Origin of the sequence: Tahibacter caeni, from assembly GCF_024609805.1 — a bacterium.
In the GTDB taxonomy this organism is placed as follows: Bacteria; Pseudomonadota; Gammaproteobacteria; order Xanthomonadales; family Rhodanobacteraceae; genus Tahibacter; species Tahibacter caeni.
The window spans coordinates 1-5610 of sequence record NZ_JANFVR010000313.1 but is presented as its reverse complement, the minus strand read 5'-3'; the positions used below and the strand labels follow the sequence as shown (position 1 = coordinate 5610).

Annotated in this window: 10 protein-coding genes; 7 read left to right on the top strand and 3 right to left on the bottom strand. The window is 71.0% G+C overall.

Features of this window, described 5'->3' with window-relative positions; genetic code table 11:
• The 4 genes from NON22_RS19585 to NON22_RS19570 form a co-directional block, all read left to right on the top strand.
• The coding region (locus NON22_RS19585; RefSeq protein WP_257388661.1) for an aminotransferase-like domain-containing protein at positions 1–1222 on the top strand (1222 nt) is incomplete at its 5' end.
• Positions 1219–1425, top strand: coding sequence for a twin transmembrane helix small protein (locus NON22_RS19580; RefSeq protein ID WP_257388659.1), 207 nt, complete (start codon positions 1219–1221; stop codon positions 1423–1425). The genes NON22_RS19585 and NON22_RS19580, both read left to right, overlap by 4 nt.
• A gap of 4 nt (positions 1426–1429) precedes the next feature.
• Positions 1430–1741: a hypothetical protein gene (locus NON22_RS19575; protein ID WP_257388658.1), complete on the top strand. Its 312-nt coding sequence runs from the start codon at positions 1430–1432 to the stop codon at positions 1739–1741.
• A gap of 36 nt (positions 1742–1777) precedes the next feature.
• Complete coding sequence (locus tag NON22_RS19570; RefSeq protein WP_257388657.1) at positions 1778–2161, top strand: GFA family protein; 384 nt, start codon at positions 1778–1780, stop codon at positions 2159–2161.
• Positions 2162–2197: 36 nt separating this feature from the next.
• On the opposite strand, the gene NON22_RS19565 is transcribed toward NON22_RS19570, so the two are convergent.
• Together NON22_RS19565 and NON22_RS19560 are read right to left on the bottom strand one after the other, a co-directional pair.
• The gene (locus NON22_RS19565) at positions 2198–2722 is read right to left on the bottom strand and encodes a hypothetical protein (RefSeq protein ID WP_257388656.1); all 525 of its coding nucleotides are present in this window, start codon (positions 2720–2722) and stop codon (positions 2198–2200) included.
• A gap of 109 nt (positions 2723–2831) precedes the next feature.
• Positions 2832–3077 carry a hypothetical protein gene (locus NON22_RS19560; protein ID WP_257388655.1) on the bottom strand — a complete coding sequence of 82 codons (246 nt, stop codon included), beginning with the start codon at positions 3075–3077 and terminating at the stop codon, positions 2832–2834.
• Positions 3078–3265: 188 nt separating this feature from the next.
• Here NON22_RS19560 and NON22_RS19555 point away from each other — a divergent pair, with 188 nt between their 5' ends.
• From NON22_RS19555 to NON22_RS19545, 3 genes are all read left to right on the top strand, one after another.
• Positions 3266–3721 carry a MarR family winged helix-turn-helix transcriptional regulator gene (locus NON22_RS19555; RefSeq protein WP_257388654.1) on the top strand — a complete coding sequence of 152 codons (456 nt, stop codon included), beginning with the start codon at positions 3266–3268 and terminating at the stop codon, positions 3719–3721.
• Positions 3718–3957, top strand: coding sequence for a zinc ribbon domain-containing protein (locus tag NON22_RS19550; RefSeq protein WP_257388653.1), 240 nt, complete (start codon positions 3718–3720; stop codon positions 3955–3957). Before NON22_RS19555 ends, NON22_RS19550 begins: the two co-directional genes overlap by 4 nt.
• Positions 3958–4257: 300 nt before the next feature.
• A complete protein-coding gene (locus NON22_RS19545; RefSeq protein WP_257388652.1) occupies positions 4258–4533 on the top strand; it encodes a hypothetical protein in 276 nt (91 codons plus the stop codon).
• Between the two features lie 320 nt (positions 4534–4853).
• Here NON22_RS19545 and NON22_RS19540 read toward each other — a convergent pair.
• Positions 4854–5610 (bottom strand): ribonuclease H-like domain-containing protein (locus NON22_RS19540; RefSeq protein WP_257388651.1); only part of this gene is annotated, 757 nt, incomplete at its 5' end.

Below are 5610 nucleotides of genomic sequence, written 5' to 3'. Positions count from 1 at the left end.
ATCTGCGGCGACGCCGTCGCGCCCGGCGCTCGCCGTCGCGGCGCCGGCCGGCGAGGCCAACGAAGTCGCCGTCAGCGAGCTCGTGTTCGAGGTGCTGCGCGCGGCGCGCTCGCCGGGCATAGCGCCGCTGGGCTCGGCGTTTCCCGGGCCCGACCTGTTTCCGCTGGCCCAGCTCGCGCGCGCCGCGGCCAAGGGCCTGCGCCGGCTCGCGCCCGAGGCCATCGTCGACAACATCGCGCCGGGGCATCCGCGCCTGCGCGAACAGATCGCCTTGCGCTACCGCATCGATGGCATACGCGTGCAGCCCGACGAGATCCTCGTGACCAACGGCGCGCTCGAAGGGCTCAACGCGGCGCTGCAGGCGGTGACCCAGCCCGGCGACACGGTCGTCATCGAATCGCCGGCGTTCTATGCGGCGCTGCAGGCGATAGAGCGGCTCAAGCTCAAGGCGCTGGAGATCCGCACGGATCCCGAGCACGGCATCGATCTCGACGCGCTGGCCGAAGCGCTCGCGCGCACGCGCGTCGCGGCCTGCTGGCTGATGCCGACCCTGCAGAATCCGCTGGGCAGTCTGATGCCCGAGGCGCACAAGCGCGCGCTCGTCGCGCTGCTCGCCGAACACGGCGTGCCGCTGATCGAGGACGACGTGTACGCCGAACTCTATGCGGGCTCGCAGCGGCCGCGCCCGGCCAAGGCCTACGACGAACACGGCCTCGTGCTGCACTGCTCGTCGTTTTCCAAATGCCTCGCGCCGGGCTATCGCGTCGGCTGGATCGCCGCGGGCCGCGAAGCGCGGCGCATACAGCGCCTGCTGCTGATGACGACGATGGCCGCCTCGGCGCCGGCGCAGACGGCGATCCTGCATTACCTCGAGGAAGGCGGCTACGACCGCCATCTGCGCCGCCTGCGCGCGGCGCTGACCGCGCGCCGCAACGCCGCGATCGCGACGATCGAGGCGGCGTTCCCGCCCGGCACGCGGCTGACGCGGCCGCGCGGCGGCTATTTCCTCTGGCTCGCGCTGCCCGGCGGCCTCGACGCGATGCGCCTGCACGAGGCCGCGCTGCGCGAAGGCATCGGCATCGCGCCGGGCCACGTGTTCTCGCCCGACCACCGTTTCCGCGATTGCCTGCGCATCAATTGCGGCCATCCCGGCAGCGACGTGCTGCCGGCGCTGCGCCGCCTCGGCGCGCTCGCCCACGACCTGCAAAGGATTACCGCATGAAAACCCTGATCGTCCTCGCGTTCCTCGCGCTGATCGCCTACAACCTCGGCGCCGGCCTGTATTTCATGCTGACCGACAAGGGCGGCAGCAGCCGCATGGTCAAGGCGCTGACGCGGCGCATCGCGCTGTCCGTCGTGCTGATCCTGCTGCTGATCGCCGGCATCGCGACCGGCTTCGTGCAGCCGCACGGCGTTGTCGGGTGACGCGATGAATCCCGTCGTCGCCCTGAATCTGTCGCTGATCCTGCTGCTGCCGTGGTATCTCGTGCTCGGCATCGTGTTCTGGCGCACGCGGCGCAGGCCGGCCTCGGCCGCGCAGCGCCTGTTCGATTCGGCCAGCCTCGTGCTCGCGCTGCTCGCCGCCGCGTACGGCGGCTACTGGGGCCTCGCGCATGCAGATCCCGGCGCCGGCGCGATCTGGAAACAGGTGCTCGCGAGCCTGATCGGCTACGGCCTGTTCCTGGCCGTGCTCGCACTTGCGTTCCTCTGGCGCCGCCGCGGACCATCGGCCGCGTCCTGAACGCCGGCGCCGCCGGCGAGCCCACCGGAGCACGCCATGCATCGAGGTTCCTGTCTCTGCGGCGCGGTACGTTTCGAGGTCGCCGCACCGCTGCACGCGCCCGACGCCTGCCACTGCACGAGATGCCGCAAGACCTCGGGGCATTACTGGGTGTCCACCGACGTGCTGCGCAAGGACCTGACGATACACGGCGCCGAGCACCTGACCTGGTACCAGTCCTCGCCGCGCGTGCGCCGCGGCTTCTGCGCGACCTGCGGCTCGGCGCTGTTCTGGGATCCGCCGCCGGACCGCGAGAAGATCGGCGTCGCCATGGGCGCGTTCGAGGCGCCGACCGGCACGCAGCTCGGCATCCACATCTTCGTCGCCGACAAGGGCGACTACTACGAGATCACCGACGGCCTGCCGCAGAACGCGCAGTAGGCCGCGGCGAAGCGGCGCCCTGCGAGGCGGCGCGTATCAGATCGGCGTTTCCGCGAGCCGCCTGAGGTGGCTGGACTCGATGTACTGCACCGGCTTCCAGCGGCCCTCGCGGCGCAGTACGACGAACGTGTCGCCCCAGCACAGCAGCGCTTCGTCGCGCGCGGCATTGAAGCCCACGCGCGAGACGCGGCCGCGCGACGGCGGCTCGGCGACCGCCGCGTCGCTGTCGGCGACGAGCAGGCTGCCCTGCGCCGTGGCCAGCCGCACGGGCGGCGAGCCGGGCGGATTGGAAGCCTTGAAATCGTCGATCAGCGCCTGCGGCAGGCGCATGTAGAACTCGGTCAGCATGGCCGGCGTTTCGGGATCGTCGCAGCGCTGCGGCGAGCTCACGTAAGGCGCGCCGCGCAGCCGGCCCTGTCCGTCGATCTGGCCGTTGTGCGCGAACCAGTCCTCGAACACCTGCGCTTCGGCGGCTTCCTGCAACCGCAGGGCTTCGGGAGACTTGAGCTCGGAAGTACAGCCGGCCAGCAGCGCCAGCACGACAAGCAGGGCAATGCGCATTCACGATCGTCGGTTGCGCTGCGCCGGCCGCAGCTGCCGGCGGCGATGGTAGCCGGCCCCGGCCGCCGGAGTCCGTGCGACGACTAGCGGCTGCGACGCCGCGCAGGAATCAGGCCGGCATGCCCGGATCGAACAGTTGCTCGAAGGCCAGGCGGCCGTCGCGGTCGAACGCGAGCAGGTCGGCGACCCAGCCGTAGCGGCGCAGTTGTCCGCAATAGCGCTTGCAGCCGCAGACTGCGGCTTCGCGCGTCGGATAGCACGCGACGAGCTCCGGCGTTTCGTCGGCCGCGACGCGGCGCAGCTCCCAGACCTCGGCCAATGCATCGAAAACCACGTGGTACTTGCGCAGGATCATGGCGGCTCGTCCGTGCCGACGCGTTGGCGTCGATACTGCCGCAGTGCCGCGGCCGCACAAGCAGGGGTTTACCTCATGCGACGACGGAACAATTCGTCATTGCGTCGACGACGGAACGCGCCGCGGCCGCGCCGGCACGGCAATGCTTCGGGATTGCCGAAGCATCCGGCGTTCCTACAATCCGGTGCATGTCCGAGCTCGACACCTGCATCGCCGAAGTCGCCCGCCTGTATCCGGCGGTCTACGAACTGCTGCACCAGCGCTGGACCCTGCACGAGAAGCGCCCGTCGCCGGAGACCCTGGCCGTGCTGCAGCACCTCGCGCGGACCGGGCCGCTGACCGTCAGCGAAGCCGCGCGGCATTTCAGCCGTGCGCTGTCGGCGGTCAGCGAGCTCGTCGACCGCATCGAAGCCAACGGCTGGATCGCGCGCAGTCCCGACGGGCGCGACCGCCGCCGCGTGCTGCTCTGGCTGACCGACGCCGGCAGCGCCGTGCTCGAGCGCGCGCAGCGCGTGCTGTCGGCCGAGGCACTGAGCGCGGCGCTCGCGCGCCTGACTCCGCAGCAACGCGAGCAGCTCGTCGTCGGCCTGCGCGCGCTCGTCGATGCCGCCCGTCTTTCCCTGCCCCCACGGAGTCCGCCATGAACCACACCGAACACTGCCAGAGCTGCGGCATGACCATCGACAGCGGCGTCTACTGCGCCTATTGCGTCGACGCGAACGGCGAGCTGCAGCCGTTCGAGGAACGCTTCGAGCGCATGGTGCAGTGGCTGCTCGGCCGCGAACCGGCGCTCGCGCGCGCCGACGCCGAAGCGCGCACGCGCGACTACATGCGCCGCATGCCGGCCTGGAGCGCGCATCCGGCGCTGCAGCAGGTCTGACGCAGCGAACTGCCGCGGCCGCCGCGGCGGGAGCCGCCCGAAGACCGCGGCCGGCGATCGACGGCCGCGAATCGGCAAACCGTTCTTCGCGCTTTGAGCGGTGATCGCGTCCGCGGCCTCGATCTGCCCTGGCGCGATACGCGACCGCACGGACCGGGCGCCATTCACTTAATCCACCAAAACAAAAAATATACCAGGCACTGAGCTCAAATCCCCGCGCTGCCTGGTGGAAACCCCGCACGCCGTCACGTGTCCAGATTGCTACATTGTGGCCAACCTCGTCGGCAACGGAGGGAACCCATGAGCTTCAACTGGACCAGCATGCGGTCGATCGCGATCAACCAGGAACCGGATCTCGCGCGCGAAACCTTGCTGAACATCCTGTTCGAGGCCATGCCGCAGGGCCACTACCGCGTACGTCAGCTGCAGACGCCGCGCGACGACTGGCCGACGTTCGCGATCGAGGTCGACGCGACGCTGTACCAGGGCGAGCTGAACCCGGACCGGACCTGGCGTCACGTAGCCGACGCGTTGCACGAGGACCAGCTTTGCGGCTTGCAGTGCCGCATCATCTGACCGGCGCGGCCGCGCCGGACAAAGGCAGCAGGAGCAGTACGCGGCCACGACAGGGTTTTCTGAGCGGACCCTGACGTTTCATCGCCCGGATGGGATCGCGGCGCAGCTGCACGGAAGCTCGCCACCTCCCGCGGTCCCATCCAGGCCCCTTTTGAACGATCTCCACGACGTTCGCGCTGTCGCTCCGGTGCCCCCTGCGGTTCTCCAGTCCCCGCCGGACGCGCGCTGCGCTAACGCCCGCGGCCGAGCCGCGGGCCAGCGGGATTCCGGATCGGCCCGCTGCTCCGTCCTTTCCGTTTACTCGCACGCCGGCGGCCGGGTCAGGCCGAAGTGAGCCAGGCCGTCGGCGTCGCGTTCTGGTCCAGGTGCTCGAGCAGGCGCGCGAGGGTCACGACGTCCTGGCGGTTGTGTTCGAGCACGCGCAGCAGGTTCGTCGTGCGGCCCGCGCGCAGATAGCTGCGCCAGGCCGCCGGCGCTTCCGAGCCCGGCAGGTCGTCGTCGCGCACGATCTGCAGCAGGTGCCGCTCGACGGTCGCGAGCCGGCAGTTCTCCCAGCGCCCGCGATAGGCGCGCCGCACCGGATGAAGCAGGTCGACGTGGACGAGCCCGCGCAGCGGATCGGCCAGCCGCTGCAGCCGGTAGCGCGTCGCGAGCAGCGGCGCGTCGTAGCTGCGTCCGTTGTAGCTGACGAGCACGCTGTCGGGGCGCAACCAGGCCGCGAACGTCGCGAGCATGGCGGCCTCGCCGGCCATGGCCGTCAGATACAGCTGGCGCACGCGCAGCCCGCCGTCCTGCCAGTCGGCCGCGCCGAGCATGAACGCGCGCGTGCCGCTGCCGCCGGCCAGGCCGGTCGTCTCAGTGTCGAAACACAGGAAGCGTTCGCGCGCGACCGGCAGGCAGTCGGGCCAGCGCGGCGGCAGCAGCGGCGCCGACGCGGCCGCGGCATAGCGCCGCTCGATCGCATACAGGCCCGGCGCGATGCAGTCCCCCTGCAGCGGCGGTTCCTCCGCTGCCGCGGCGCGCGCCGGCAGGCCGCGCGCCGGACGCAGGTCGAGCAGGCGGCGCAGCCGCGCGAGC